The organism is Loktanella sp. M215 (assembly GCF_021735925.1).
Classification (GTDB): Bacteria; Pseudomonadota; Alphaproteobacteria; order Rhodobacterales; family Rhodobacteraceae; genus Loktanella.
This window is the reverse complement of sequence record NZ_WMEA01000001.1, coordinates 1,670,214-1,696,051: the sequence shown is the minus strand read 5'-3', so window position 1 is coordinate 1,696,051 and position 25,838 is coordinate 1,670,214. Positions and strand designations below refer to the sequence as shown.

Genomic DNA, 25,838 nt, shown 5'->3' with positions numbered 1-25,838 from the left:
TTACAGCGTCGGTTTCTTCTGCAGCAGCGGCATGACCTGCGCCATCTCCGGTCCGCGCGCCTGACCGGTCACGGCAAGGCGCAGCGGCATGAACAGCCCCTTGCCCTTGCGGCCGGTCGCGTCCTTGACGGCCCCGGTCCACTCACCCCAGGTCGCGTCCGTATAAGGCGGCGCGCCCAGCAGATCGAAGGCCTGAACGATAAACTCCCGGTCCTCGTCCGCGACCACGGCGGTGCCACCGTCGCGGAACAGCGCCCACCACGGGGCCACGTCGTCCAGCTTGGTGATGTTTTCCTTCACCACCTCCCAGAACGCCGGCTGCAGTTCGGCAGGCACGCCGGCCGCGTCCAGCGTGTCCTTGACCGCCGCCGCATCCAGCCTGGCATAATGACGGGCCGTCAGCGGCCACAGATCCTCGAAATCGAACTTCGTCGGTGCGGACCCGAAGGTGGCGATATCGAAACCTGCGATCACCTGATCAATGCCATCGACCAGCACGACCGGCTGGGACGACCCCAGACGCGCCATCAGCGACAGCACGGCCTCTGCCGCGATCCCCTGATTGCGCAGGTCGCGCAGCGCCAGCGTGCCCAGACGCTTGGACAGCGCCTCGCCCTGCGGGCCGGTCAGCAGCGAGTGGTGCGCAAAACGCGGCACGGTCCCGCCCAGTGCCTGCATGATCTGGATCTGCGTCGCCGTGTTGGTGACGTGGTCCGACCCGCGCACGATGTCGGTGATCTTCATGTCGACGTCATCGACGGGCGACGCGAAGGTATACAGGATCTGCCCCGTTTCCTTGATCAGCACCGGATCGCTGACCGAGGCACAGTCGATGCTGATCGGCCCCATGATCCCGTCGTCCCACTCCACTCGCTCAAGGTCGAGCTTGAAGCGCCAGTGCCCCTTGCGACCCTCGTCGCGGTAGGCCTGCTTTTGTGCGTCGGTCAGGGACAGGGCGGCGCGGTCATAGACCGGCGGCTTGCCCATGTTCAGCTGCTTCTTGCGCTTCAGGTCCAGCTCCACCGGCGTCTCGAAACACTCGTACAGGCGGCCGGAGTCCAGCAGCTGCTGCCGCGCCTCGTCATAGCGGGCCAACCGGTCAGACTGCTTCTGGATATCGTCCCACGTGATGCCCAGCCACGTCAGCACATCCTTGATGCCCTGTTCGTACTCGGCCTTGGACCGCTCTTGGTCGGTGTCGTCGATGCGCAGGATGAAGGTGCCGCCATTCTGCCGCGCGATGGCATAGTTGAACATCGCGGCACGCAGGTTGCCGATATGCATCCAGCCGGTCGGCGACGGGGCGAAGCGGGTGATCGTGGTCATGGGCGGCGTCCTCTATCTTTGCCAGTGCTGTGTCACGCCGCCTGCCGTTTGTCCAGTTTCTGCGCCCCCGGCGCGGGCAGACGCCAGACCAGCAGCGCCAGCGCAACAAAGCTGGTCGTCGAAAATAGCAGCGCCATCCGCAGCGCGTCGGAATAGACCGGCACCGTGTCGCCCCCGGCCTGCAGCGCGGCGGCGATATGGGAAAAGAACAACTGCCCCATCACCGCCAGCCCCAGCGCGCCGCCCAGCTGCTGGAACGACTGCAACGCGCCAGAGGCGGACCCGGTATCGTTGTCCGCAACCGTCCCCAGCACCGTATTGAACAGCGGCGAAATCGCCGTGCCCAGCCCGAGGCCGCCCAAAAACAGTGGGATGATGAAGGCAGAGCGCGTGATCTCTCCCGCCGCCTGCGGCGTGACAAAGGGCAGGATCACCATGCAGGTCGCCAGCAACAGCCCACCGGCACTGATCCGCTGCCGCAGGAACCGGTTGCCCATCCGCCCCGCCGCGACAGAGGCAAAAAGCACGCCGACCGGGAACGGAATGGTCGTCAGGCCCGATTCAAGCGGCGAAAATCCATTGCCCACCTGCAACAGGATCGCCAGCACCAGAAAGAACCCCGGCACACCGGCAAAGAGCAGCATGACAAGCCCGGTGCCGACCATGAATCCCTTGTTGCGAAACAGGGTGACCGGCAGCAACTGGGCGCGTCCGGCAGCCGCGCGATGCCGCTGCCACAGGATAAAGATCCATAGCATCGGCAGCGCCGCGGCCATCATGACAAAGATCCAGACCGGCCAGCCGATCTGCCGCCCCTCGATCAGCGGGAACATGACCAGTAGCGTCGTGATCGCCGCCAGCGCGATGCCCACGCCGTCGATCTCCAGCCCCTTGTTGCCCGGCAGGGTCGGCACGAACTTGAACGCCGCCAGAACGGCAAGAATCCCGACCGGCACGTTCACCAGAAAGATCGGCCTCCAATCAAGGCCCGAGATATTGCTCTCGATCAGGAAACCGCCCAGCACCGGGCCGGTCACACTCGCAAGGCCCGCCGACAGACCGAAGAGGGCAAAGGCAAGCCCACGTTCCTTGGGCGCGAACAGGGCCGGCACGATGGCCAGCGTCTGCGGTGTCATCATGGCCCCGCCGATGCCCTGCACCACGCGGGCGGCGACAAGGCCGTAGATCGACGGGGCGATGCCACACAAAGCCGATCCGAAGGTGAACACACAGACGCCCGCAATGAACATGCGCCGCCGCCCGATGACGTCGCCAAGTCGCCCCATCGGCAGCAGCAACAGGGCAAAGGTCAGGATATAGATCGCCACGACCCATTCGATCTGGCTGTCGGTGGCGTCAAACGCGCGCTGCAGCGACGGGATCGCGACGTTCACGATGGTGACGTCGATCAGGTTCATGAAACCGGCGACAAGAAGGGTTGCCATGGCGATCCATCGCCCGGCCAGCGGTTCGTCATCGTTCGTGCGGTGCATCGGGGGGACTTTCTGATCTGCGACAAGGTCTAGATAGCGGAGGGACCAGCGAAGTCACGCATCGCGTGGTCGTTTCATATCCTTCGACACCGCAGGGTCGTCCGGCACAATAAAAAGGGCCCTGCGCTGACGCACAGGACCCCTTCGCGTTTGTCCAGTGACCGGGTGTTACCGGACGATCTGCACGATCGCGCCGGACTCGGCATCGACCAGAACCGGCAGGCCGTTGATGTTCAGGTAACGCAGTTCCGGCTGCGGCACTTCGTAGGTCGTGACTTCGGCCGGGATCACGGCACCGACGACGACTTCGCCATCCAGATAGACCGTCTCGACCGGGTTGGCCGTGACATAGGTGATCGTGTCGGCACTCGGCTCGACAGCGGCCGCACCCACGGCAGTACCAGCGATCGCACCGGCCACGATGGCACCGGCGGGTCCGCCCAGTGCGAATGCGGTCAGCGCGCCGACGGTACCGGCAGCCGTTGCCGCGACGTTCTGGTCGGTCTTCGTCGTGCCTTCCTCGGTCGCCTGAATGACGGTGACTGTCTCGGCAGCACCGCTCAGATCGACCAGCGGCACGGCATTGGCGTTCTCTTCAACGTACAGATACTGGCCCGACGCCCAGCCGTTCATGGTGCCGGACGAGATTTTGCACCAGCTGATGTCCTGCAGGCAGCCATCGATCGTGACTTCCTGATCCTTTTCAAGTGCACCCAGAACAGCGCCGAAGGGCGACGGCTGGTCACGCACGTTCAGCTCAACGCCGACCTTTGCGGTGGTCGTCTGCGCCACGGCGGGCAATGCGGCGCCAAGCGCCATGACGGATGCGATCGTCAGTGTGGTCAGTTTCATCGACAGTTCCTTCGCCGGTCCGCAGCACCGGTTATCGGCACCGCCCTCAAGATCGGCAATCTGCAAGGACAATGCGCAGACCGTGAACTGCGTTCCTGTGCCGCACGGGGTATGGGCAAAAGATTTCCGACGACACGGCCAAAATCGGCGCACTTTACAAGCCAACTCAAAAAGCACTTGACGCGCGTACGACTTCGCAAATCAGCCGCAGCCTAGCAGAGGCCGCATTTTCAGACTGCCGCCTTCTCGCCGCACCCGCAAAACCGTCCTCAGGCCGTCGATCTCAAACCCCGTCATCCCGCCAGCGATTCACGATGGGATAGCGGCGGTCCAGCCAGAAGGCGCGCGATGAAAGCCGTGTGCCGGGGGCGGACTGAAAGCGCTTGTATTCACTGATGTAGATCAGATGTTCGACCTTCTTCACCGTCTCCCGCGCGTATCCTGCGGCGACACAATCGGCGACGCTCGCCTCATCGTCGACCAGCATCGTCAGGATACCGTCAAGAACGTCGTAAGGCGGCAGGCTGTCATCGTCGCGCTGGTCGGGCCGCAGTTCCGCCGATGGCGGCTTGTCGATGATGCTGACCGGAATCATCTCTCCGGCGGGCGCCTTCATCCAGGGGCGGTGGTTGGCATTGCGCCACCGGCAGATGTCAAAGACGCGGGTCTTGTACAGATCCTTGATCGGATTGTAGCCACCCGCCATGTCGCCATAGATCGTGGCGTACCCCACCGCGACCTCTGACTTGTTGCCCGTCGTCAGCAGCATTTCCCCGAACTTGTTCGATTGCGCCATCAACAGCAGGCCCCGCATCCGGCTTTGGATGTTCTCCTCCGTCAGATCAGGTTCCAGCCCCGCGAACAAGCCGGACAGCGCCTCGCCCACCGCATCCACCGGCCCCGCGATCGGCACTGTGTCAAAGGCGCAGCCCAGCGCATCGACAACCTTCTGCGCATCGTCCAGCGACGCCCGAGAGGTGTATTTGCTGGGCAGCATGACACCGCGCACGTTCTGCGGGCCCAGCGCATCGGCGGCGATCACCGCGACGATGGCACTGTCGATGCCGCCGGACAGGCCCAGCAGCACTTTCTTGAAACCCGCCTTGCGGCAGTAATCGCCCAGCGTCTCGACCATCGCGCGATAGTCCTGCTCCAGACTGTCGGGATGCTTGGCAAACGCACCCTGCTTTGCAACCCAAGCCCCGGCATCACGTGTCAGATCGACATGCGCCACAGCCTCTTCGCCAAAGGGCATCTGCAGGGCCATCTTGCCGTGCCGGTTCAGCACGAAGGATCCACCGTCAAAGAACTGGTCATCCTGCCCGCCCACCATGTTGACATAGACCAGCGGCACGTCGTTCTCGATCACGCGGGCGACCATGTTGTTCAGCCGCACGGCGAACTTGTCACGGAAATACGGGCTGCCGTTCGGCACCAGCAACACCTCTGCCCCACTCTCGACCTGCGCCTCGGCCACGTCCGGATACCAGGCATCCTCGCAGATCGGCGTGCCGATGCGCGGGCCGGTCGTGGCAAAGGGACCCTGAATCTGGCCGCGCGAAAACAGACGCACCTCGTCGAAGACGTTGAAGTTGGGCAGGAAATACTTGTCCGCCCGGCCCGCGATCACGCCGTCCTTCAGCATGTAATAGCTGTTGTGCAGCTTCACGCCCTCCAGCGCCGGTCCGCCGATCATCAGGACCGGCCCGTCGGCACAGGCGTCCGCCAGCGCCACGATCTCGGCCACGGCGGCAAGGATGAACCCCCGGCGGCGGATCAGGTCCTGCGTCTGATAGCCGGTGATGAACATCTCCGGCAGGGCGACCATCTGCGCACCCGCGTCGCGTCCCTGCCGCCACGCGTCCAGTGCCTTTGCGGCATTGCCTTTCAGGTCGCCCACGGTCGGGTTCAGCTGCGCCAGCGTGATGCGGTAATGGTCGGTCATGGGCCACCTCTCCGGTTTGTGACGCAGATAGCAGATATCGGGCCAAGGGAAACCCGCCGGTTGGCAGCCCTTGCCCGTTGTCACGGGGCGCGGGTTTCTTTACCAATCTCGCCTGAGGCAAAGGTAGGAACACCCATGACGCGTTTTGCAACGGCGGCACTGCTGTCACTGACCCTTGCGGGCCCCCTCTTGATCGGTGTGGCGCAGGCCCAGACCACGGAAACCAAGCAATACGACGACGGCGGCGTCTATACCGGCGCGTTCCTGAACGGCAAGCAGCACGGTCAGGGCACCTACACCCTGCCCAATGGCTATGAATATTCCGGCAACTGGGTGCAGGGCGAAATCAGCGGCCAGGGCCGCGCCGTGTTCCCCAACGGTTCCATCTACGAAGGCACATTTGCCGCAGGCAAACCCGACGGCACCGGCAAGATCACCTTTGCCGACGGCGGCACCTACGAAGGCGACTGGCTCGCGGGGGATATCACCGGACGCGGCATCGCCCGCTACGCCAACGGCGTCGTCTACGAAGGCGAGTTCCGCAACGCCATGCACCACGGCACCGGGACGATGCGCAGCCCGGACGGCTATGAATACACCGGCCCCTGGATCAACGGCGTCAAGGAAGGCACCGGAAAGGTCACCTACCCCGACGGCGCCGTCTACGAAGGCGAGCTGAAGGCGGGCGAGCGTGACGGGACCGGCATCCTCACGATGAAGGACGGGCTGATCTACGACGGGACCTGGGTCAACGGCCAGATCCAGGGTCAGGGCAAGCTGACCCAGCCCAACGGCGACATCTACGAAGGCGCCCTCGTCGCCGGCAAGCGCGACGGGACCGGCAAGGTCACCTACGCCAACGGCGACGTCTACGAAGGGGGCTTTGCCGACGACGTGCGCAGCGGCGCTGGCACCTTCACCGGGACCGACGGCTATCGCTACACCGGCGACTGGGTCGACGGCCAGATCGAGGGCAAGGGCGAAGTCACCTATCCCGACGGCGCCGTCTACACCGGCGATTTCACCGCCGATCTGGCGAACGGCACCGGCCGCATCGTCTATCCCGACGGGTCGTCCTACGAAGGCACCTGGGTCAACGGCGTCATCGACGGCAAAGGCATCGCGACCTATGCCAACGGTCTGGTCTACGAGGGCGACTTCGTGAACGCCAAGAACGACGGTCAGGGCAAGATGACCTACCCCGACGGCTATACCTATACCGGCGGCTGGTCCGACGGTCAGCGCGACGGCACCGGCACCGCAACCTACGCGGACGGCACGGTCTATACGGGCGACTTCCGCGACGGCCAGCGCAACGGCACCGGCACGATCACCTTGGCCGACGGTTTTACCTACACGGGCTCATGGCTGGACGGAGAGATTTCCGGCACCGGCACGGCCACCTACGCCAACGGCGATGTCTATGAAGGGTCGTTCGTCCACGGCCGCCGCGAAGGGCCGGGCACCATGCGCTACGCCAGCGGCGCCGAGACATCGGGCAACTGGGCCGACGGCGCACTGCTGACACCAGCGACTCCGGCAGAAGGCGATCCAGCCGCAGATGCTGCGACCGCGCCGGCGGCCCAGGACGCGGCCGCCCCGGCTGCGGACAGCAATGCGACACCCGCCACGGATGTGCCCGCGACCGCCGGGAACTGACCCGCACCCTGTCAATCGGTCAAACGCGGGCGCCACCTTCGCAATTGACCCGCCTGTCAGGCTAGGCCGTCGTCCGCAGTCTCGCCTTCACGGCCAGCAGATCCGTCCAGGCGTCGCGCTTGGCTGCGGGCTGCGCCAGCAGGAACTCGGGGGCGAACATCGGCAGCGCCGGGCGGCCCAGCACCTCGGCCCATTGCCCGCGCATCCGGGTGATCCCGGCCCGTCCCAGCAAGGCCTGACAAGGCGCATTGCCCATGCAGACCACGATATCGGGCTGCACAAGTGCGATGTGCCGCTCCAGAAACGGCAGCATCATCGCCAGATCCTCGGGCTGCGGCATCCCCGCCCCCGCCGTCCGCCACGGCAGCACATGCAGCACATAGGCGGCCCGCGCAGGATCGCTGGCCGCCCGGTCCAGACCGATCGCGCCCAGCATCCGGTCCAACAGCGTGCCCGCCGGTCCGACAAAGGGACGCCCCGCCTGATCCTCCGCCCGACCGGGCGCTTCGCCGATCCACATCACGCGGGCTGCGGGATCGCCTTCGGCCCAGACGAACTGCCGCGCACCGCGTTGCAGGGTGCACAGCGTGAACCCTTCCTGTGCGGCCCGCAGCGCGTCCAGATCGCGCGCCGCCTCTGCTGCTTCTCGCGCCAATGCGGGCGCGTCGAAACTCTCGGGCGCCGGGATCGGCGGCGGCGGACGCTGCCCCCGTTCAGCCGCGACCGGCACCGGCTTCGGCGCGACCGCGTCCAGCGCATAGCGATCGACCGGCGCGTCGCCAATCGCCTCGTCCGCCCCCAGCGCGACCTGCCAGTCCAGCAGGGCGACCGCGGCCCAATAGTCTTCCTGCGATTCCATGACGACGACCTTACCCGCCCCCGCAGGGAAACGCAGTCCCCTTCTTCTGGTCGAAAATACTTCGGGGGGACGGCGCAGCCGGGGGGGCTGGCCCCCCTGCCACGGCCCGCCTATAACCCCGCCACCAGCGAAGGAGAGCCCATGTCATTCCGCGCCCGCCACCTGCTCGGCATCGAACACCTCGCCCCGGACGAGATCACGACCCTGCTGGACCTCGCGGACAGCTACGCCGAGGACAATCGCGCTGGGAAAACCCACCGCGACGTGCTGGCCGGCATCACCCAGATCAACATGTTTTTCGAAAATTCGACCCGCACCCAGGCCAGTTTCGAACTCGCCGGCAAGAAGCTGGGGGCCGACGTGATGAACATGGGCATGCAGTCCAGCAGCGTGAAGAAGGGCGAGACGCTGATCGACACTGCCCTCACCCTCAACGCCATGCACCCCGATCTGCTGGTCGTGCGCCACCCCTCCTCGGGTGCCGTCGACCTTCTGTCGCAAAAGGTGAACTGTGCGGTCCTCAACGCTGGCGACGGGCGCCACGAGCATCCGACTCAGGCCCTGCTGGACGCGCTCACGATCCGCCGCGCCAAGGGGCGCCTGCATCGCCTCTCCGTCGCGATCTGCGGCGATATCGCGCACAGCCGGGTCGCCCGGTCCAACATCATGTTGCTGGGCAAGATGGAAAACCGCGTCCGCCTGATCGGCCCGCCGACCCTGATGCCCGCGGGCATCGCCGAATTCGGGGTCGAGGTGTTCGACGACATGGAAGAAGGTCTGGCCGACGTCGACGTGGTCATGATGCTCCGCCTGCAAAAGGAACGCATGGACGGCGGCTTCATCCCGTCGGAACGCGAGTATTTCCACCGCTACGGCCTCGACGCGACCAAGCTTGCCTGCGCGAAACCCGATGCGATCGTCATGCATCCGGGTCCGATGAACCGGGGCGTCGAAATCGACGGTACCATCGCCGACGACATCAACCGCAGCGTGATCCAGACGCAGGTCGAAATGGGCGTCGCCGTCCGCATGGCCGCGATGGACCTGCTGGCACGCAACCTGCGCGCCGACCGGAAAGCGGCAGTCGCCTGACGGTCAAAGCCGCGCGGACCGGGACCTGCCTGCATCTGCGATTGGCCTCATCCTGCGCCGCACAGGAACCAGACCCGCCCAGACCGGTTGACATACGAGATGATAAGAAAGGCTGGCCCGAAGATGACCCTGACCCTGCCTGCCGATGACCACGGCCTGATCCGGATCTTCAAGATCAGGACACCCGCCCCCGCCGGGCTGGAGGAGCGGACCCCCGCCGCACTCGCGGCCCTGTTCGGCACGGATGATCTGGATCCCGACTTCATCGACGTGGTCGACACACGGCAGTTGGCCGGGCTGTCCCTGATGGACTATCTGCATCAGGGCTATGACATCCCCGATACCGCGACCGACGATCCCGCGCTGCGCGACCTGCGCGGCGTCGTCGTACTGATCATGTCCCGCGCCGCCCGCGGGCGCGAGGTCACGCTGACCCTCGCCGACACGGTCACCCACGTCACGACCACCGGCGATCCGGCCCGGCTGCGGATTCCCCCCGCCCCCATGACCTCTGCCGCGGCAGAGGGCTCGGTCGCGGGCGGAAAGGCAGCCCCGTCCAATGCCGCCATGTCCGGACGGGTCGCCACCATCGCGCTCCTCATCCTCTTTGCACTGGTCGCCCTGATGATCTGGGTCGCAAGCTAGCGGCAAAGATTGACCCTGTCGCCCGCGCTGCCTACACCTTGCCGCACCGCCGCAAGGATCAAGACCCGCATGACTACCGTTCATTTCACCAACGCCCGCATCATCGACCCCGTCGCGCTGACCGACCTTGCGGGATCGCTGACCGTCCGGGACGGGATCATCATCGCCCGCGATGGCAAGCCGCCCAAGGGTGCAGAGGTGATCGACTGCGCGGGCGCCTGCCTTGCACCGGGCATCATCGACGTCGGCGTCAAAGTCTCCGAACCCGGCGAGCGGCACAAGGAATCCTTCCGCTCTGCCGGGCGCGCCGCCGCCGCCGGTGGCGTCACAACCATGGTCACCCGCCCCGACACCCACCCCCCCATCGACACGCCAGAGGCGCTGGAATTCGTCCGCCGCCGGGCCGATGTCGAATCCATCGTGAACGTCCTGCCCATGGCGACCCTGACCAAGGGCCGCGCCGGCACCGAGATGACGGAAATCGGCTTCCTCCTCGATGCAGGCGCCGTCGCCTTCACCGACGGCGCACAGGTCGTCACGGATACCAAGGTGCTGTCCCGCGCCCTGACCTACGCCCGCAGCCTCGGCGCGCTGGTGATCGGCCACCCGCAGGATCCGGGCCTGTCGCGCGGCGCCTGTGTGACCACGGGCAAGTTCGCCTCCCTGCGCGGTCTGCCCGGCGTGTCGCCGATGGCGGAACGCATGGCCCTCGACCGCGACATCGCGCTGCTGGAAATGACCGGCGCGCGCTATCACGCCGACCAGATCACCACCGCCCGCGCCCTGCCCGCCCTCGAACGGGCCAAGCGCAACGGCCTGTCCATCACCGCTGGCATCAGCATCCACCACCTGACGCTGAACGACATGGACGTGGCCGACTATCGCACCTTCTTCAAGCTGACCCCGCCCCTGCGATCCGAGGACGACCGGCAGGCCGTCATTCACGCGGTGGCCGAGGGGTTGATCGACATCATCTGCTCCATGCACACCCCGCAGGACGAGGAATCCAAGCGTCTGCCGTTCGAACAGGCCGCCCCCGGCGCCGTCGGGTTGCAGACCCTTCTGCCCGCCGCCCTGCGTCTGGTCCACAACGACCAGATCGACCTGCCCCGCCTGTTCCGTGCGCTGTCGCTGAACCCGGCCCACCTGCTGAACCTGCCCGCCGGGCGCATGACCGAAGGCGCACCCGCCGACCTCGTCCTGTTCGATCCCGATGCGCCCTTCGTGCTGGACCGCAGCACCCTGCTTTCGAAATCAAAGAACACGCCCTTCGACGGCGCGCGCCTGCAGGGCCGCGTGCTTGGCACATGGGTTGCCGGCACCCGCGTATTCGGAGAGCCCGTCGATGCCTGAGATCACTTCCCCCGCCGCCATCCTGCTGCTCTGGGCCGTCATCGGTTACCTGCTGGGGTCGATCCCCACCGGCGTCATCCTCGCCCGCGTCATGGGCCTTGGCGATCTGCGCCAGATCGGGTCCGGCAACATCGGGGCAACGAACGTCCTGCGCACCGGCAACAAGAAAGCGGCCGCCCTGACCCTGCTGGGCGATGCGCTAAAGGGGGCCGCCGCCGTCCTGCTGGCCCGCAGCCTTGCCTCCCCGGACGCCGTGCAACTGGCGGCACTGGCGGCCTTCCTCGGGCACTGCTTTCCAGTCTGGCTGAAGTTTCGCGGCGGCAAGGGTGTCGCCACCTTCCTCGGCGTGCTGCTGGCGCTGACCCCGCTTGGCGGCCTGATCGCCTGCGCGATCTGGGCGCTGACCGCATGGATCAGCCGCATGTCGTCCCTTGCCGCCCTTCTGGCCGCCGGATGGACCCCCGTCGTGGTGCTGCTGATCGGCCAGCACAGGCTCGCGGTCCTGACCCTCGTGCTCGCGATCCTCGTCTACGCCCGCCACGCCGCCAACATCCGCCGCCTGCGGACCGGAACCGAGCCGAAGTTTGGCCGCAAGACCTGATCCCGCACCGCGCCGACACGCATAGCTAAGGGGATCGCGCCGTCGGTCCCCATGATCCATTCACCGCTACCGATCCAAGCGTCCGAACCCCCCGTTGCCAACCTGAGCTCAACGCCTTAACCCGGCACCCAACGAACAGGAGCCGCACCATGGGTGAAATCACGCTGGTCCGCCACGGGCAGGCCAACTCCGCCGCCACGACCGAGGCCGACTACGATCGCCTCTCGGACCTTGGCCACGAACAGGCGGCATGGCTGGGCGCATGGATGCGCGACCACGACCGGCCCTACGATGTCGTCCTGTCCGGCACCCTGCGCCGCCAGCGCGAAACGGTGGCCGGCATGGGCTATCCCGACGCCCCGACAGACGACCGCCTGAACGAGATCGCCTATTACGACCTGACGCACGAGATGAAACAGGTCCACGGCACCGACCGCACATCGCCCGAGGATTTCGTCACCCACTTCCCCGCCACCCTGACCGCCTGGCGCAAGGGCGAGATCGGCGGCGCGGAATATTACGACGACTTCCGCACCCGCGTCCGCGACGTGATGGCGATGGCGGCCCAGCCCGGCCGTCGCGTGCTTTGCGTCTCCTCCGGCGGGATCATCGCGCAGGCGATTTCCGACGTCCTCGGCCTCGACATCCCACAGATGGCGCGCATCGCCCTGCCGATCCTGAACACCTCCGTGCACCGCATACAGGTCACCGACCACGGGCCGCTGCTGACCTGCTACAACAGCGCGCCGCACCTTGATACCGCCGCGCGCGCGGACCAGCGCACCTTCTACTGAAAGCCACGACCATGCTGACCCTGCATTACAACCCGCTCACCGTCGCCCCCGTCATCGCCATCGTGCTGGAGGAGCTGGAGCTGGACTACACCCCCGTCCTCGTCGATTTTCGCCTGTTGGCGCAAGTGTCCCCCGCATACCTCGCCCTCAACCCCAAGGGCCGCGTCCCGACGCTGGAAACCCCCGACGGCGTGCTGACCGAAACCGGCGCGATCCTCGACTGGCTGGCCGCCGTGCACGGACCCCACCTGATCCCCGACGATCCCTTTCAGGCCGCCCGCATGCGCGAGACGATGTATTACCTCGCCTCCACCCTGCATGTGAACTACGCCCACGCCCTGCGCGGCGCGCGCTGGGCCGATCTTGAAACCTCCTGGGCCGACATGGCCGCCAAGGCGCCGCATACGATGGCAGCGTCATTGGCCTACCTCGAAGGGCATCTGGATTTCGCGCCCTTTGCCATCGGGTCCGCGATGACGCTCGCTGATCCGTGGCTCTTCGTGCTGACCGGGTTCGCCACGCGGCTGAACATCGACCTGGCGCAGTTCCCGAACCTCTCCGCCCATCAGGTGATGATGCACGACCGCTACGCCGTGCGCGCCGCCCGGAACAAGGGCATGCTGGCATGACGCACCTCTGGGTCCGCGCCGAAAGCCGCGATCACGAGGCCCGCGTCGGCATCATGCCCGAAGGGGTCACATCCCTGATCCGGCAGGGGTTCACCGTCACGGTCGAAGACAGCCACCAGCGCATCGTCCCCATCGCGGATTACGCCGCCACCGGCGCCGCGATCGCGCCAGAAGGGTCATGGCCCTACGCCCCGCTGGACGCCCTGATCTTCGGCCTCAAGGAACTGCCCGCCGACGGCACACCCCTGCGCCACACCCACATCATGTTCGGCCACGCCTACAAGGGTCAGCCCGATGGCCGTATCCTGCTCGACCGGTTCAAGGCCGGCGGCGGGCAGCTGCTGGATCTGGAATACCTGCTCGACGACGCGGGCCGCCGTGTCGCGGCCTTCGGCTATTGGGCGGGCTACGCCGGGGCCGCCGTCAGCCTGATGTGCTGGATGGCCCAACAGCGCGGAAAGGTCATGGGGCCGATCCGCGCGGTCCCGTCACAGGCGCATCTGCTGGCCAACCTGCAGGGCGATCTGGTGCAACTGGGCACCCAGCGCCCGACGGCGCTGATCATCGGCGCACTGGGCCGCGTCGGCACCGGGGCGGCGGACCTGTGTCGTGACATGGGCGTGGCGACGACGCTTTGGGACATGGCGGAAACCGCCTCTGGCGGTCCCTTCCCCGCAATCCTGCAGCACGAGCTGTTCTTCAACTGCATCCTCGCCCGCCCCGGCACGCCCGTCTTCGTGCCCGCCAGTGCCAAGGTGGCCGACCGCCGGCTCAGCGTCATCGGCGACATCGCCTGCGACCCCGACAGCGATTTTTCCCCGATCAAGGTCTACGACCGCGTCACGACATGGGACGCGCCGGCCCTGCGCGTAGCGGACAGCCCAGTTCTGGACGTGACCGCCATCGACAACCTGCCATCGCTCATGCCGCTGGAATCCTCTCAGGACTTCGCCGACCAGTTGCTGCCGCACCTGGCGACACCGGATTCGGACGTCTGGGGCCGCGCGGCAGACATGTTCCGCCGCGCCACCGCCTAGCCCTTCGGGCGGAAGATCCCGTAATAGGCCCAGTCCGGCAGGAACTGGGCCAGACGGAACACCCAGGAAAACACGACCGGAAAGCCCTTCTTGAACCGCGTCGGGTTGTTCATGTGGTCGAAGATCTCGGTCGCCGCCTCTTCAGGCTCCATGATGAACGGCATGTTGAAATCGTTCTTCTCGGTCAGCTGCGTCTTGACGAAGCCCGGATTGACGACCTGCACGTCCACCCCGGTCTTGCGCAGATCAGCATACATGCACTCGGCCAGCGACATGATCGCGGCCTTGGACGCGGTATAGCCGATGGTCCCCGGCAACCCCCGGAACGCCGTCAGGCTGGAGGTGACGACGATATGCCCCCGGTCGCGCGCCGTGAAATCCTTCATCACGCTGCCGATCACGCGGCTGGCGCCGACGTAATTCACGTTGGCCATCGCCTCGGCCTGCTTGTTGTCCCATTCGGACGACTGCATCGGCCAGTAGACACCGGCAAGATAGACCAGTCCGTCGATCTCTCCGACCTGCTTGCGCGCCGCCTCGACCGATTCCAGATCGGCCACGTCCACCGTCACCCACGACGCCTTGCCCGGCAGTTCGGCCACCAGCGACCGCAACCGGTCCTCTGACCGGGCCGAGACGATGACTTCGACCCCGACGCGGCTCAGCTTGTGGGCCAGCGCACGGCCAAGGCCCTCGCTTGCGCCGACGATCCAGTATTTTTTGCCTTGCCAGTCCACGTCGCTCTCTCCTGTCGGTTGGTCCCTTTCAGATAGCGTCTGGACCGCGATCCTCAAGCGTTGTGGCCGACAACAGGGCGATCGCCAACAGTTTCAGACCGCAGGGCACGCCCGCGTAAAGCCACGTCAGCAGCGTCAGCGCCCCCGCTGGGCTATCGCTGCCAGAGACGAAGCCCGCCTGTTCCAGCAGCGGCAGCAGCACGGCGGCCGCAAAGGCCAGCGTCAGCTTGTTCACAAGGCTCCACAATCCGAACCCCTGCCCGCCGTTGGGCGACACGACCGCCATGCGCCGCGCGAACATGGCGGGTAACAGGGTCAGGTCCGCGCCGATGCTGGCCCCCGACAGCACGCAGACGACGGCAAAGGCCCCCTGATCCCCCGCCCCCAGTCGCAGGGTATAGCCAAACGACAGCACAGCCAGCACCATCGCCGCCAGCAGCACCCGCTTTGCGCCGAAGCGCCGCGCCAGCGCCGACCAGCCCGGCGACGACAACGCCGCGGCGAGGAAGAACAGCACCAGCAACGGCCCCTCCCACCCCGGCGCGTTCAGGCGGCCGTCGACGTAGAACAGGAACAGGGTGGACGACACCGCCAGCGGCGTCGCGTTCACCAGCGCCAGCAGCAGAAGGCGCCGGGTGATGCCGTCTGACAGGATGGTGCGGATCGGTGTCGCCTCCGCCACCGTCCGGCCCCGCCATTCCGGCCACATGACGACGGCGGCGACCAGCGCCAGCACGGCAAAGCCCCACGCAAACACGGCAAAAGGCGCCCCGACCGCGCCCATCAGCAGCGTCGGTGCGATGGCGGCGGCACAGATGCCCAGCAGCGACCCGGTCTCTCGCCACGCCGCCAGCCTGACGTGACCGTCGTCGCCCGCCCCCGCCTTGGCGATGCCTTGGGCATAGAAGTTGATCGTCAGAAACGAAAACGCGCTGAACAGCGCGGTGATCGTGATCCCGAACCACCACAGCGGCGCAATCGGCGGCGTCACGGCGAAAAGGCCCAGCATGGACGCGGCCAGCAGCACGACGCCCAGTGTCACGGCCAGCGCCTTGCTGCGGTCCAGCCGTTCGCTGAACCAGCCCAGCACCGGGTCCTGCACCACGTCCACCAGCCGCAAGGCCGCCAGCAACGCCCCCAGCGCCGTCAGGCTGACGCCGTAAGTGTCGGCATAGTATTTCGGCGCGTAGATATAGATCGGCAGGCCCGCCGCGTTGATGATCGCCGCGAACAGGGCGAAGGCGGGCAGCCGGGTCAACTGACCTCGTCCGTCGGCGGCTTGGACCAGCGCCGGAACGTCGCCCCCTTCCACCACAGCTTGACCGCCTGCCAGTGGATCAGCGCCAGCACCCGGCGCGATCCGAACGGACGGCGCAGGATGGCCCGCAGGATGCCCGCATTGGTCAGCGGCCTGCGCGGACCGTAAAGCGTGGCGATCAAGCCGCCCGCGCCACGGGTATAATCAATGCGGATATCGACCGCCTCGGCGCTGATGTCGAAGTGAAAGACGTAACCCCCTTCGATCGGCTGAAACGGCGAGACGTGAAAGATCTTGTCTGCCGCAAGCGACACGTCCTTCGAGATCGGCGCAAGGTTCGGGCTGCGGCACAGATACGAATGCCGGTCGCCAAAGGTATTGCCGACCTCTGCAATGACGCAGCGCAGGACGCCCGCGTCGTCATGGATCAGCCAGAAGCTGACGGGGTTGAACACATGCCCCAGCACACGCGGCTGCGCCAGCAGGTCGATGCGCCCCCTCAGGTCGATCCCATTGGCCGCCAGCACGGCGCGGACCCACGCAGCGCCCCGCCCGTCCCTGATGGCACCACCATGATCCCTGTCGTGCAGCGACATCACGCCGCCCCGGTTCCGCCCAAAGAGCGCGGGGCCGCGCACCTCCGCCTCGGCGTCACAGATCACGTAGTCGATGGAGTAGCGAAAGGCGTTCTTCACCGCCCCCTTTCGCGAGTGAAAGGTCTGACCGGCGATATGTTCGATCCCGCTCACTCGGCCGCCAGTTCCAGCCGCTCGTTCGCGTTCAGCGCGGTCACGACGTCATAGGCCGACGACAACCCGTCTTCGTGGAATCCGTTCTTCATCCAAGCGCCGCAAAACCACGTCCGGTTCGCGCCGTTCATCTGCTGCGCCTTGACCTGTGCCGCCAGCGCCGCCGTGTCATAGACCGGATGGCGCAGGCTGGTCTGGTCCCAGATCAGCTCCTCGCGGATCGGGCGTGTGGTGTTCAGCGTGACCATGTAATCCGCGCCCGACAGCCACGGCTGCAACGAGTTCATCCAGTAGGTCAGATCGATCTGGTCGCTGCGCTTGTTGTGGCTCTCGGTATAGATCCAGGACGCCCAGACCTTGCGCCGCTGCGGCATGATCGCCGTATCGGAATGCAGCACGACGCTGTTGGCCTGATACTTCACGGCCCCCAGCACGGCGCGTTCGTCCGGCGTCGGATCGGCCAGCAGCGCCAGCGTGTCGTCGGAATGGCTGGCAAAGACGACCTCGTCGAAATCCTCCCACTCGGACCCCGCGCTGCGCACCTGCACACCCGCCGCGTTGCGGCGCACGCCTGCGACCGCCGTGCCAAGGCGGACATCGACGCCGCGCCTGTCCAGATCGGCACCCAGACGCTGCACATACTGCGTGCTGCCGCCTTCGACCGTGTACCATTGATGCTGGCCCGTGGCGCCCAGAAGAGCGTGATTGTCAAAGAACTTCAGCAGCGCGTAGGCCGGAAAATCGAGGATCTTTTCCTTCGGCGTCGACCAGATCGCCCCGGAAAACGGCAGCAGATAATGGTCGCGGAAATAGTCGGACAGCCCCAGCTTGGCCAGCAGCCCGCCGATGGTCAGGTCGGTGTCCTGACAGGCCGCCAGCCCGTGCTTGTTGAAATGCAGCACGTCGCGGACCATCCGCAGGAAATAGGGGTTCGCCACATTGCGCCGCTGCGCGAACAATGCGTCCAGCGAGGTCAGCGCATATTCCAGCCGCCCGCCATCGAAGGACGCACCAAAGCTCATGTTGCTTTTCACGACCGGCACGGACAGCTGGTCGAACAGCGCCGTCAGATGCGGGTAGTTCGCATAGTTGAACACGATGAACCCGGTATCGACCGGCGTATCGCCCTGCGGTCCTGCCATCCGCGTGCGGGCATGGCCACCCAGACGCGGGCAGGCCTCGAACAGGACGACCCGGTGATCGCGCGCCAGCGCATGCGCCGCCCCCATGCCGGAAATGCCGGCACCGATCACGGCCACCTTGCGTGGCAGATTGGTAAAGGTTTCAAAAGGCATGAAGGTCTCTCCGTCGCGGGCTTGCCGGTGTCTATGACACAGGCACGCAGGGGCGGGTGAAAAGGTTGCCGCGCTGCCGCGCGGTCAACTGTCGCAGGATCAGTTCCAGGCCAGCGGAGTCAGCACCTGACCCACCTGCATGAACCCGTCGCCGTTGCGATCAAAGTAGAAGGTCCGCCCCGGATAGGCACCGCGCACGACATACTGGTTCTTCTCCAGCGTCAGGGTCCCCGCACGACCCGTCGCGGTCTCCGCACAGACCGCACGGCCTTGCTGGCAAGGCACGAACGTGTAGGTCTGGATCGTGCGCAGCGGGTTCGCATCGCGGGTGATGGCGGAAATCGGCATGCCGTCGGTAAACGGCGTATCGCGGAACGCGTCGGTGAAGGCGGCACCAACGGCCTTGGGTCCATCGCCCGCAGAGGTCGAACAGGCGGCAAGGGCAACAAGGGCAAAAGCAATCGGCAGTCGTGTCATCGGCGTCAGTCCTTTTTGTCCGGTTCAGTCTTGGCCGCTGGCCCGCCGGGGCGCAAGTGGCAAAGGGTCGCTGTCCGCCACGGACGGCAACTCCTCGAAATCGAAATTGTCCAGCCGGTCGGCCCGCTTGCTCGCCCGCGTGGCGGCGGTCAGCACACCGGCCACGTCCTCGCCGGCCTGCCGCAGATGGGTTTCCAGCCGGCCGGCCTTCTCGGTGATGATCTCGACATCGCGGTGCAACTGCTTCAGCGCCGTGCGGATCGCCCCCGCCTGTTCACGCATCCGCGCGTCCTTCAGGATCGCGCGCATCGTGTTCAGCGTCGCCATGCAGGTCGTCGGCGACACGATCCAGACCCGCGCGTCGAAGCCCGCGCGCACGACCTCCGGCAGGCGCGCGTGCAACTCCGCATAGACCGCCTCTGACGGCAGGAACATGATCGCCCCGTCCGCCGTCTCGCCTTCGATGATATATTTCTCAGCGATATCGCGGATATGTTTTCGCACCGCATAGCCCAATGCGCGCAGCGCATTGGACTGCAACTCGCGCGTCTCGGCGGCAGCCAGCGCCTCGTAGGCCTCCAGCGGGAACTTGGCGTCGATCACGATGGGGCCCGGCGGATTCGGCAGATGCACGAGGCAATCGGCGCGTTTGCCGTTCGACAGGGTGTGCTGCAGCGTGAAACTGTCGGCGGGCAGCGCCTTGCCCACGATGTCGGTCAACTGGATCTCGCCGAACAATCCGCGCCGCTGCTTGTTCGACAAGATATCCTGCAAGGACAGCACATCGCCGGACAGCTTCTCGATATTGGTCTGGGCGCGGTCGATGGTGGCCAGACGTTCCTGCAACGCCGTCAACTGCTTGGCCGATTTCTCGGCCGAACCGGTCAGGGTCTCCTTCATGCGCTCCTGCACCTCGGCCAGACGGCGCTCCATCGTGCCAAGGACATGGGTCTGCGCCACGCTCTGCGCCTCGGCCACGGTGCGGATATTGGCGCCCAGCTGCGTCTGACCGGTGCCCAGCGCCTGCATGTAGTCGGACAACTGCCCCATCTGGCCGGTCAGGTCGCGCATCGCCCGGCTCTGCCGTCCGCCACGCAAAGCAAGGGTCAGGACCACAAGGACGATGACGGCGATCAGCCCAAGGCCGATCAGAACGGGCGGATCGGTCAGCGCGTAACTCTGGTCGCCCAGCTGGATCATGTGCGCCCGAACAGCCGTTCGATATCGGTCATCGACAGCGTGACAGAGGTCGGACGCCCGTGGTTGCACTGGCCTGACAACGGCGTCGCCTCCATCTCGCGCAGCAGGGCGTTCATCTCTGGCCCCGACATGCGCCGCCCGGTCCGGACCGAGCCATGACAGGCCATCCGCGACAGGATCGCGTCGATGCGGGCGCGCAGGGGCGCCGTATCGCCGCCATCCTGCAACGCATCCAGCACATCGAGGATCAGGCGTTTCGCATCCACCGTCCCAAGGATCGCCGGCGTCTCGCGCACCGCGATGGCCCCGCCGCCGAAGGGTTCGATCGCAAGGCCCAGCTGCGCCAGATCATCCGCCACCGCCAGCAGCAGATCCGCCTCTGACGGTGTCAGATCGACGATCTCGGGGATCAGCAAGGCCTGCGCCGGCACGCCCTTGTCCGCCATCTGCGCCTTCAGGCGTTCATAAACCAGCCGCTCGTGGGCGGCATGGGCATCGACGATGACCAGCCCCGCCTCGGTCTGCGACAGGATGTAGTTTTCGTGCAGTTGCGCCCGCGCGGCGCCCAGCGGCAAACGCTCGGCGCCGCCCTGATCCTCCACCGCCGGTTCGATCCGGGCAGAGGGTTGTTCGGCGAACCCCGACTGGAACGTCATCGACGCGGCAGTAAACCGTTGCCCCAGCGACGGCCGGTCCATCTGATAGACCCGCGCCGCACTCTGTGGTGTTGCCTGCGGCGTCATCGCCCCCAGCACCGCGTGACCGACCGTCGTGGCGCTGCGATGCCCCGCCTCGGCCAGCGCGTGGCGGATCCCCGACACGATCAACCCGCGCACGACAGCGGGGTCACGGAACCGCACCTCTGATTTCGCGGGATGCACGTTGACATCGACCAGCGTCGGATCGCAGTCGACGAACAGGCAGGCGACCGGATGCCGGTCGCGCGACATCACATCCATATAGGCCGCCCGCAGCGCGCCCAGCAGCATCCGGTCCCGCACCGGCCGTCCGTTCACGTTCAGATATTGGGCGACGGCAGCACCCTTGGAATAGGTCGGCAGCGCCGCCGATCCGGTCAGGTGAAACCCGTCCCGCGCGGCGTCCAGTGGCAAGGCATTGTCGGCAAAATCGCGCCCCAGCACCGACCGCAGCCGCCCGCGCAGGGCGTCGAACATGTCGCCGGTCTCGCCCTCGGCGCGGAACAGGGTGCGGACATCACCGCCCGTCGCATCGCGCAGGATGAAGGTCACGAAGGGTTCCGCCATCGCCAGCCTGCGGATCACGTCGACCACCGCCTGCGTCTCGGCCCGGTCGGTGCGCAGGAATTTCAGCCGCGCCGGCGTGGCATAGAACAGGTCCGCCAGATCGACCTGCGTCCCCCGCGTCAGCGCCGCAGGCGTCACCGCCCCCATGCGCCCGCCCGCCACATGCACCGTCGCCGCATCCGCACCGGCGCGGCTGGTGATCGTCAGACGCCCCACGGCGCCCAGCGACGGCAACGCCTCGCCCCGGAACCCGAAGGAATGGATGTTCAAAAGGTCGCTGCCGTCGATCTTGGACGTGGCATGCCGCGACAGGGCTAGCGGCAGGTCCTCGGCCGCGATGCCGCAGCCGTCGTCCAAGACGCGGATCAGCGTCTTGCCACCGTCCGCAATCGTCACCTCGATCCGGGTCGCGCCGGCGTCGATGCTGTTCTCGACCAGTTCCTTGACCGCAGAGGCGGGCCGTTCCACCACTTCGCCAGCGGCAATGCGGTTGATCGCGGCCTCGTCCAGTTGACGGATCACCGGGCGCAGGTCGGGGCTTATCTGGGGTGCAGGCATGGTCATGCCACAAGGGATAGCATGGCCACGCGCGATTCTGCGAGGGGGAATTCCACCCTGCAAACGCCCCCGGCGGTCAGGCGAACGTCACCCCCACCGCCGGGCAATCCTTTAGTTACCAGAGGCCAGACCGTCCGGCTGTCCGACCACGACGAAATGCAGATCCTCGGGCCGCAGCAGTTCCCGCGCCACGCGGTTCACATCGTCCAGCGTCACCGCGTTCAGCATGTCGTTGCGGTTCACCACGTATTCCGGCGGCAGGTCGATCACCTGCATGCCGACGAGGATGCTGGCGATCTCGGCATTGCCGTCGAACCGCAGGGGATAGGCGCCGGTCAGATAGGTCTTCACGCTGTCCAGCTCCTCCTGCGTCATGCCGTCCTGCGCCATCCGCGCCCATTCCGCCTTGATGACCTCGATCGCCTGCCCGATCGTCGCATTGGCCGACGCCACCTGCCCCAGAATCAGCGAGGCATGGAATTTCGGCACCAAGAACGTGCTGACGCCATAGGTCAGGCCACGCTTTTCGCGCACCTCCTGCATCAGGCGGGATTCGAAACCACCCGCCCCCAGCGCCTCGTTCAGGATATAGGCGGCCATGTAATCGGGATCGTCACGCTCGATCCCCTCGTGACCGAACAGCGCCACGGCCTGCGGCGTATCAAAGGGAATGACCTCGGTCCCGCCGGTCAGATCATAGGTGGCGTCGGCAGGTATCGGCGGTCCTTCGGCGGGCAGATCGCCCAGCAATTCGTCCAGCATCGGACCAAGATCCGCGGCAGAGATATCGCCCACCGCCCCCACATAGACCCGGTCGCGGGTCAGGGCGTTGGCATGCGCCGTCACGATATCGTCGCGGGTCAGCGCAGTGACGCTCTCGACCGTGCCACTCAAGGACGAGCCATAAGGATGATCGCCAAAGGCCGCGGCATCAAAGGCCTTGCCCGCGATGTCCTGCGGCGACTTCGCGGCGCTGGCGATATTGGCCAGCACCTGCTGGCGCACGCGGTCCACGGCGGTCTGGTCGAACCGCGGAGTCACGATGGCATCGCGCAGCAATGCCACCGCCGCGTCGCGATTATCGGTCAGAAACTGCGCGCTGATCGACACCATGTCGTCGCCCGCGTCAAAGCCATAGCTCGCCGCCAGATCCTCGCGCTTGGTCTGGAACGCCTGCGCGTCCAGATCGCCAGCGCCTTCCTCCAGCGTGGCCATCATCAGGTTCGTCGCGCCGCGCTTGCCCGGCAGATCAAGCGAGGCACCGCCGCGCACCCGGATTTCCAGCGCGGTGAAGGGGATGTTGTGATCCTCCACCAGCCAGGCCTTGATCCCGCCGGGCGAGGTCACCTGCTGGATGTCGATCGCCGCATGGGCGGTGCTGGCGGCGAGTGCGGCGCAGAGTGTGAGGGCGAAACGGATCATTGGGCTTGCTCCTTGTCGGCGACGACCCAGCCGGTCACGGATTGGTTCAGATCAAAGATCTGTGCGGCGGCGGCCTTGACGTCATCAGCCGTCACCTCCTGCAGCACCTGCGGCCAGGCCTCCACGTCCTGCACGGTCAGGCCTTGGGTCAGTGCAGCACCATAGCGCTGCGCGCGGCCCTGCACATCGTCCAGCGCATAGATTTCCTGCGCCTTCATCTGATTGCGGATGCGGTCCATCGCGGCGGGGTCGATATCCTTGGCCATGAAATCGGCCACGACCTTGTCCATCTCGGCCTCGGCCTCTGACAGCGTCACGCCGGTCGCAGGCACCACCGACAGCGCAAAGGTCGAGGTATCGAGGCTGGAGGGATCGTAACCCGCACTGGCATAGACGGCGGTCTGCGTGTCGAACTGCAGCGCCTTTCCCAGTTCAGAGGTGAAGGACGACCCGCCCAGCAACTCCGCCAGATAGACGAGCGCGGCTGCGGTCTTCTGGTCGCCGGTGTTCCGCTCCGTCGCAAGGTAGCTGCGCACAAGATAGGGCTGGCTGACGCGCGCATCCGTATAGGTGATGCGGCGCGGCGCGCTTTGCGGCGGCTCTTGCGGGCGCAGCCGTTCCGGTAGATCGGACTCGGGTGCGATCACGCCGTAGTATTTCGCGGCCAACGCCATCACGTCGTCGGGCTGCACGTCCCCCGCCACGATCAGGATCGCGTTGTTGGGCGAGTAATTCAGGCCATAGAACGCCAGCGCGTCCTCAAGGCTCAACTCCTCCATCTCGTGCTTCCAGCCGATGACGGGGACGCCGTACCGCAGGTTCTGGTACTGCGCCGCCATGAATTGCTCGCGCGCCAGCGCACCGGGATTGTTCTCGGTCCGCTGGTTGCGCTCTTCCAGAATGACGTTCCGCTCTGTCACGATATCGGATTCGGACAGCTTGAGGTTCTTCATCCGGTCGCTTTCCATCTCCATCATCAGGGGCAGACGGTCGGCGGCGACGCGCTGGTAATAGGCGGTGTAGTCATAGCTGGTAAAGGCGTTGTCGGACCCGCCGTTTGCCGCGACCGTGGCCGAAAACTCGCCGGGCGCCAGCTTGTCGGTGCCCTTGAACAGCAGGTGTTCCAGAAAATGCGCCACACCGGACTGACCGACCAGCTCATCCGCGGACCCGGCGCGATACCAGACCATCTGCACGACGACCGGCGCGCGGTGATCCTCGATCACCACGACATCCATGCCGTTATCAAGGCTGAAGGTCGTCACGTCGTCACCGATCCTGACCGGGGCCGTGACGCTGACCGTCTTGTCGCCTTCGGTAAAGCTGCGCGCCGCGTCAGCGGTCACACCGGCATCGGCAAGCTGCGTCTCGGCCGGCGGTGCGGCGGTCTGGGCGTGCAGGGGCGTCAGCCCGAGGATCAGAAAGGGAACGGCCAACATGCGTGTCATGGAAATCCTGCGCGTCTGGGAAGCGGTGCCGCGAACGTAACCGTTCGCCGCCCGACTGCAATCGGTCATACGGCCTTGTGATGGTGCGTCAAATCGCGGTGTCGCCGCCTCAGTTCTGCGGCGGCACCGTCGGCACGGCGACACCCGCGGCGCGATAGCGCTGCGTTTCGGCGTAAGGGTCGATCGCCTGCGCAGTCTGGGCGCGCGAATACCGCACCCGCCCGCGTCCGCGCAGCTGCGCCTCTTCGGTCGCGGCCACGACACGGACGTTCGCCGTCGTGCCATAGCGGCCCGCCTGCGTCACAAGCGCGCCGTCGCTGGCGGGGATCGCACCGGTCACGCCGCTTTGCGTGCCGCCCAGCGCCGCGATGGCCTGCCCGACCGGATTCGGATCGGTGGGGTTGCTGCCGCCGGGCGTCGGCACCGGCAGCGCATTCGTTTCGGGATAGGTCAGCGGACGCGTCGGCAGGACCAGAAACTCGTCCGGACCGGTCTGGCCATTGTTTGCCCCACTGCACGCCATCAACGTGGTCAGGGCCGTCAGTCCGATCAGTGTCCGCAGCATGTCCGCCCTCAATCTGTCACTTCGACCCGTTCTAGCGCAGTGTGCTGCCCGCGTCACGCCGTTCCGCAGATCATCCTGCATCGCGTCGGTCAACCCTTGGCCCGCGGCGCCTTGGGCGCCTTGCCGTCCGGCAGGAACGCCAGCCCCACGGCCCCCGCAAAGATCGCCACATCCGCCACGTTGAACGCATAGGGGTTGTCGAACCCGCAGCAGGACATGTTGATGAAATCCGCCACAGCCCCGTACAGCAGCCGGTCCACGACATTGCCCAGCGCACCGCCGATCAGCAGGCCAGCCGCGATATAGGTATAGGTCGTCCCCCCCGACCGCCACAGCCAGACCAGCACCGCCGCCGAGATCGCGACAGCCACCCCGATCAGCACCCAGCGCACGTCGGCCCCGGCCCCAAGGCCAAAGTTCACGCCCCGGTTCCACGCCATCTGGAACACCAGAAACGGCGGGATCACGTCGATTTCCTGCCGGGTCATCAGGTTCATGCCATGCACGACGGCGTATTTCGTCGCCTGATCCAGCAGAAACGTCCAGAACCCAGCCCAAAAAACCAAACGCATGCCCTGA

At 66.2% G+C, this 25,838-nt stretch carries 24 protein-coding genes; 8 read left to right on the top strand and 16 right to left on the bottom strand.

From position 1 onward, the window contains the following. From gltX to GLR48_RS08260, 4 genes are all read right to left on the bottom strand, one after another. Entirely contained in the window at positions 1–1,326 is a 1,326-nt protein-coding gene (gltX, locus tag GLR48_RS08275) for a glutamate--tRNA ligase (protein WP_237060687.1), read from the bottom strand. A gap of 32 nt (positions 1,327–1,358) precedes the next feature. Beyond that, positions 1,359–2,819 (bottom strand): MFS transporter, encoded by a 1,461-nt coding sequence (locus GLR48_RS08270; RefSeq protein WP_237060685.1) that lies wholly within the window; start codon positions 2,817–2,819, stop codon positions 1,359–1,361. Positions 2,820–2,987: 168 nt separating this feature from the next. Continuing rightward, positions 2,988–3,671 carry a DUF1236 domain-containing protein gene (locus GLR48_RS08265; RefSeq protein WP_237060683.1) on the bottom strand — a complete coding sequence of 228 codons (684 nt, stop codon included), beginning with the start codon at positions 3,669–3,671 and terminating at the stop codon, positions 2,988–2,990. 283 nt (positions 3,672–3,954) lie between these two features. Continuing rightward, on the bottom strand, positions 3,955–5,616 hold the full coding sequence (locus GLR48_RS08260; protein ID WP_237060682.1) for an NAD+ synthase: 1,662 nt from the start codon (positions 5,614–5,616) through the stop codon (positions 3,955–3,957). Positions 5,617–5,751: 135 nt separating this feature from the next. Here GLR48_RS08260 and GLR48_RS08255 point away from each other — a divergent pair, with 135 nt between their 5' ends. Then, positions 5,752–7,275 carry an MORN repeat-containing protein gene (locus GLR48_RS08255; protein WP_237060681.1) on the top strand — a complete coding sequence of 508 codons (1,524 nt, stop codon included), beginning with the start codon at positions 5,752–5,754 and terminating at the stop codon, positions 7,273–7,275. A gap of 61 nt (positions 7,276–7,336) precedes the next feature. Here the strand turns inward: GLR48_RS08255 and GLR48_RS08250 are convergent, their stop codons facing one another. Then, the gene (locus GLR48_RS08250; RefSeq protein ID WP_237060679.1) at positions 7,337–8,134 is read right to left on the bottom strand and encodes a uracil-DNA glycosylase; all 798 of its coding nucleotides are present in this window, start codon (positions 8,132–8,134) and stop codon (positions 7,337–7,339) included. A gap of 141 nt (positions 8,135–8,275) precedes the next feature. On the opposite strand from GLR48_RS08250, the gene GLR48_RS08245 reads away from it, so the two are divergent. The 7 genes from GLR48_RS08245 (at position 8,276) to GLR48_RS08215 (ending at position 14,285) form a co-directional block, all read left to right on the top strand. Further along, positions 8,276–9,226, top strand: a complete 951-nt coding sequence (locus GLR48_RS08245) for an aspartate carbamoyltransferase catalytic subunit (protein WP_237060677.1) — start codon at positions 8,276–8,278, stop codon at positions 9,224–9,226. Between the two features lie 123 nt (positions 9,227–9,349). Then, positions 9,350–9,871, top strand: coding sequence for a hypothetical protein (locus GLR48_RS08240; protein WP_237060675.1), 522 nt, complete (start codon positions 9,350–9,352; stop codon positions 9,869–9,871). 69 nt (positions 9,872–9,940) lie between these two features. Further along, positions 9,941–11,224, top strand: coding sequence for a dihydroorotase (gene pyrC / locus GLR48_RS08235; protein WP_237060673.1), 1,284 nt, complete (start codon positions 9,941–9,943; stop codon positions 11,222–11,224). Further along, entirely contained in the window at positions 11,217–11,825 is a 609-nt protein-coding gene (plsY, locus tag GLR48_RS08230; RefSeq protein ID WP_237060671.1) for a glycerol-3-phosphate 1-O-acyltransferase PlsY, read from the top strand. Before pyrC ends, plsY begins: the two co-directional genes overlap by 8 nt. A 149-nt stretch (positions 11,826–11,974) precedes the next feature. Continuing rightward, positions 11,975–12,619: a histidine phosphatase family protein gene (locus GLR48_RS08225; RefSeq protein WP_237060669.1), complete on the top strand. Its 645-nt coding sequence runs from the start codon at positions 11,975–11,977 to the stop codon at positions 12,617–12,619. An 11-nt stretch (positions 12,620–12,630) separates the two neighbouring features. Further along, complete coding sequence (locus GLR48_RS08220) at positions 12,631–13,248, top strand: glutathione S-transferase family protein (protein ID WP_237060667.1); 618 nt, start codon at positions 12,631–12,633, stop codon at positions 13,246–13,248. Next, on the top strand, positions 13,245–14,285 hold the full coding sequence (locus tag GLR48_RS08215; protein ID WP_237060659.1) for a saccharopine dehydrogenase: 1,041 nt from the start codon (positions 13,245–13,247) through the stop codon (positions 14,283–14,285). Before GLR48_RS08220 ends, GLR48_RS08215 begins: the two co-directional genes overlap by 4 nt. Here the strand turns inward: GLR48_RS08215 and GLR48_RS08210 are convergent. The 11 genes from GLR48_RS08210 to lspA all read right to left on the bottom strand — a co-directional run bounded on the left by GLR48_RS08210 (position 14,282) and on the right by lspA (position 25,831). Next, positions 14,282–15,022 (bottom strand): SDR family NAD(P)-dependent oxidoreductase, encoded by a 741-nt coding sequence (locus tag GLR48_RS08210; protein ID WP_237060656.1) that lies wholly within the window; start codon positions 15,020–15,022, stop codon positions 14,282–14,284. The genes GLR48_RS08215 and GLR48_RS08210 overlap by 4 nt on opposite strands. 28 nt (positions 15,023–15,050) lie before the next feature. Continuing rightward, positions 15,051–16,280, bottom strand: a complete 1,230-nt coding sequence (locus GLR48_RS08205; RefSeq protein WP_237060654.1) for an MFS transporter — start codon at positions 16,278–16,280, stop codon at positions 15,051–15,053. Next, positions 16,277–17,029: a DUF1365 domain-containing protein gene (locus GLR48_RS08200; protein ID WP_237060653.1), complete on the bottom strand. Its 753-nt coding sequence runs from the start codon at positions 17,027–17,029 to the stop codon at positions 16,277–16,279. Before GLR48_RS08200 ends, GLR48_RS08205 begins: the two co-directional genes overlap by 4 nt. Next, positions 17,026–18,324 carry an NAD(P)/FAD-dependent oxidoreductase gene (locus GLR48_RS08195; protein ID WP_237060651.1) on the bottom strand — a complete coding sequence of 433 codons (1,299 nt, stop codon included), beginning with the start codon at positions 18,322–18,324 and terminating at the stop codon, positions 17,026–17,028. The genes GLR48_RS08200 and GLR48_RS08195 overlap by 4 nt, the downstream gene beginning before the upstream one ends. 99 nt (positions 18,325–18,423) lie before the next feature. Next, complete coding sequence (locus tag GLR48_RS08190) at positions 18,424–18,801, bottom strand: hypothetical protein (protein ID WP_237060641.1); 378 nt, start codon at positions 18,799–18,801, stop codon at positions 18,424–18,426. A gap of 24 nt (positions 18,802–18,825) precedes the next feature. Beyond that, positions 18,826–20,001: a DNA recombination protein RmuC gene (locus GLR48_RS08185; RefSeq protein ID WP_237060639.1), complete on the bottom strand. Its 1,176-nt coding sequence runs from the start codon at positions 19,999–20,001 to the stop codon at positions 18,826–18,828. Then, the gene (gene mutL, locus GLR48_RS08180; RefSeq protein ID WP_237060630.1) at positions 19,998–21,830 is read right to left on the bottom strand and encodes a DNA mismatch repair endonuclease MutL; all 1,833 of its coding nucleotides are present in this window, start codon (positions 21,828–21,830) and stop codon (positions 19,998–20,000) included. Before mutL ends, GLR48_RS08185 begins: the two co-directional genes overlap by 4 nt. Before the next feature lie 105 nt (positions 21,831–21,935). Then, positions 21,936–23,246: a M16 family metallopeptidase gene (locus GLR48_RS08175; protein ID WP_237060628.1), complete on the bottom strand. Its 1,311-nt coding sequence runs from the start codon at positions 23,244–23,246 to the stop codon at positions 21,936–21,938. After that, complete coding sequence (locus tag GLR48_RS08170; RefSeq protein WP_237060626.1) at positions 23,243–24,694, bottom strand: M16 family metallopeptidase; 1,452 nt, start codon at positions 24,692–24,694, stop codon at positions 23,243–23,245. Before GLR48_RS08170 ends, GLR48_RS08175 begins: the two co-directional genes overlap by 4 nt. Before the next feature lie 109 nt (positions 24,695–24,803). Beyond that, positions 24,804–25,259, bottom strand: a complete 456-nt coding sequence (locus GLR48_RS08165) for a DUF3035 domain-containing protein (RefSeq protein WP_237060623.1) — start codon at positions 25,257–25,259, stop codon at positions 24,804–24,806. 89 nt (positions 25,260–25,348) lie between these two features. Beyond that, on the bottom strand, positions 25,349–25,831 hold the full coding sequence (lspA, locus tag GLR48_RS08160; protein WP_237060621.1) for a signal peptidase II: 483 nt from the start codon (positions 25,829–25,831) through the stop codon (positions 25,349–25,351). Positions 25,832–25,838 lie beyond the last annotated feature (7 nt).